This is a genomic window from Streptomyces sp. NPDC059456, assembly GCF_042750055.1.
GTDB lineage: Bacteria > Actinomycetota > Actinomycetes > Streptomycetales > Streptomycetaceae > Streptomyces.
On record NZ_JBHYVA010000942.1, the window covers coordinates 1 to 2505 of the forward strand.

The 2505-nt window shown below is 75.8% G+C and carries 3 protein-coding genes; all 3 read right to left on the minus strand.

Annotated elements, in window-relative coordinates:
- Positions 1–47: 47 nt before the first annotated feature.
- Positions 48–758, minus strand: coding sequence for a GntR family transcriptional regulator (locus ACFXA3_RS40820; protein ID WP_385196255.1), 711 nt, complete (start codon positions 756–758; stop codon positions 48–50).
- A 67-nt stretch (positions 759–825) separates the two neighbouring features.
- Positions 826–1773, minus strand: coding sequence for an ornithine cyclodeaminase family protein (locus ACFXA3_RS40825; protein ID WP_385196258.1), 948 nt, complete (start codon positions 1771–1773; stop codon positions 826–828).
- On the minus strand, positions 1770–2505 hold a 736-nt coding region (locus tag ACFXA3_RS40830), incomplete at its 5' end, for a proline racemase family protein (RefSeq protein ID WP_385196261.1). The genes ACFXA3_RS40830 and ACFXA3_RS40825, both read right to left, overlap by 4 nt.

The following is a 2505-nucleotide window of genomic DNA, read 5'->3' on the forward strand; positions in this document are numbered from 1 at the left end:
CGACTGCACCACCGGGCCGTCCGCATCCGGACGGCCCGCTCGAGGACTCAGAGGCCCGACCCCAGGCCTCCCGGGGTGCGGCCCACGGGCTCGTCCCGGCCCTGGGCCCACAGCGAGCGGACGTGGCCCAGGTGGCGGACCATGCAGGCCTCCGCCGCCTCCGCGTCGCCGGCGATCATCAGGTCCAGCAGCTCGATGTGCTCCTCGGCGGAGGAGACCAGCTTCCCGGCCTCGTCCAGGCCCGTCAGCCCGTACAGCCGCGAGCGCTTGCGCAGGTCGCCGACCGTTTCGACCAGCCGGTCGTTGCCGGCCAGGGCGAGCAGGGAGAGGTGGAAGCGGCGGTCCGCCTCCAGGTAGCCGATGAGGTTGTGCTCGCGGGCGCTGGTGACGATCTCCTCCGCGACGGGCCGCAGGGCCTCCAGCTGTTCGGTTGTGGCGATCTTCGTGATCCGGCCGATGGTCGGCACCTCGATCATCGTGCGCAGTTCGGTGTACTGGTCCAGGTCGCGCTCGCTGACCTCGGTGATCCGAAAGCCCTTGTTGCGGACGGGTTCCACCAGGCCCTCGCGGGCCAGGTCGAGCATCGCCTCGCGGACCGGGGTGGCGGAGACCCCGAGTTCGGCGGCCAGGCCGGGCGCCGAGTAGACGCTGCCGGGGCGCAGTTCTCCCGCTATCAGGGCTGCCCGGAGGGCGTGGCCGACCTGGTCGCGGAGCCGTTCCTGGGCCTTGATGAGACTGTGCTGCTTCAGGTCACCCATTGCTCTTCCTCCGAACCGGCCGTGCACCACCGAGTGCAGAGGAACAGCGTACAATGTCACGTTGCGCTTATCCCCCGAGCGATGGCGCTCCCGGGGCGCGAAACATCGCCACCGCCACGGCAAGATCTTCCCAGGCCATGCCCACGCTATTGAAGAGCTGTGGACAACCCGCCGCCGCGGCCGCCGGCATCCGGCCCGCCACCAGGTCGGCCAGGGTGCCGCTGATATGACCGGGCCCGATGGCCCCTTCCGCCTCCGGCACCAGCAGGTCCCCGGCCTCGCGCAGCGCCGCCGCCCGCGACTCCACGTACACCGCCGCCCGCCGCACCAGGGCCGTGTCGGTCTCCCGGGCGTCCGGCTCGTGCGAGCCGACGGCCACGACCGTCGCGCCCGACGCCACCAGCCGCCCGTCGAAGAGGGGTTCGCGGGCCGTGGTGCAGCAGAGCACCAGGTCCGCGTCCGCCACGTCCGCCGGCGTGCCCGTACGGGCCGGGACCCCCAGGGCGCGGGCGTGCGCGGCCAGCCGCTCCCCGGCCGCGGGACTGCGGGCCACCACCACGGCCCGGGCCAACTCCCGTACGGCCCGGACCGCTTCGAGGTGCCCGTAAGCCTGCGGGCCGGCCCCGAAGAGCACCAGCCGCAGGGCCCGGCCCGCCGGGGCCAGGTACCGCAGGGCGAGCGCCGAGACCGCCGGGGTGCGCAGCGCGGTCAGCGCCGCCCCGTCGAACAGGGCCAGGGGGCGCAGCGTCGGCCCGTCCAGCAGCAGGTAGGAGCCGGTGATCCGGGGCAGGCCGAGGGCCGCGTTGCCCGGTGCCACCCCGGCGATCTTCACCCCGGCGTGGGCGCCCGTCGCGGCCGGCATCAGCAGCAGTTCGCCGCCCGGCACCGGCAGGGCGGTGCGCTGCGGGCAGCCCTCCGGGTCCAGCCCGGCCCGCAGGGCGTCGGCCAGCGCGTCGGCGGCCCCGGCCGGGGTGAGCAGTGCGGCGGTCTCCTCCGCGGTGAACTGCGCGATCACAGGAGGAACCCGGCGCCGAGGGCGTCCTGCGGGTCGCGTACGAAGGTGTGCTCGCCGGTGCGGTACGCCGTTCCGGTGACCTCCGTGACGAGCCCGTCCGGGGAGGGCCCCGGCAGGGCGCGGCCCGTGAAGACGGTGCCCACCACCGACTCGTGGAGCAGGTCTTCGCCCGGCCCGAGCCGTCCGTCCTCGACGAGCAGTGCCAGCCGGGCCGAGGTGCCGGAGCCGCAGGGCGAGCGGTCGATCTGCCCGTCGGCGAACACGGTGACGTTGCGCTGGTGCGGCCCGAAGGGCGTGTCGGGCAGCTCCTCGTGGAGGATCACCCCGTAGACGCCGGAGAGCAGCGGCCCGCCGGGGTGCCAGGTGCCGGGGTGCGAGGCCAGCGCGGCCCTGATCTCCTGCCCGGCGCGGACGAGTTCGGGCAGCGCGGCCCGGGAGACCTCCAGGCCGAGGTCGCGGGCGGCGACGGAGGCGTAGCAGGCGCCGGCGTGCGCGAGGTCGACCTCCGCCATGCCGAGGGTGGTCGCCACCGGCACCTTGCGGGCGCTGACCCGGGCCGGGACGTTGCGGAAGGCGACGCCGGTGGTGCGGCCCCCGCTGCGGTGCACGGTCGCGGTGACCCGGCCGGACGGCACGTCGATCCGCACCTGCGCGTCCCCGTCGTCGGGCGCGGCGACCCGGGCGGGGGGGGGGGGGCGGGGGGGGCGGCCGCGGGGGCGCGCGCGCCGCGCG

Bases quoted from the DNA above. Each gene is read 5' to 3' on its own strand.
- ACFXA3_RS40820 (WP_385196255.1), bottom strand. From the start codon at position 758: ATGGGTGACCTGAAGCAGCACAGTCTCATCAAGGCCCAGGAACGGCTC.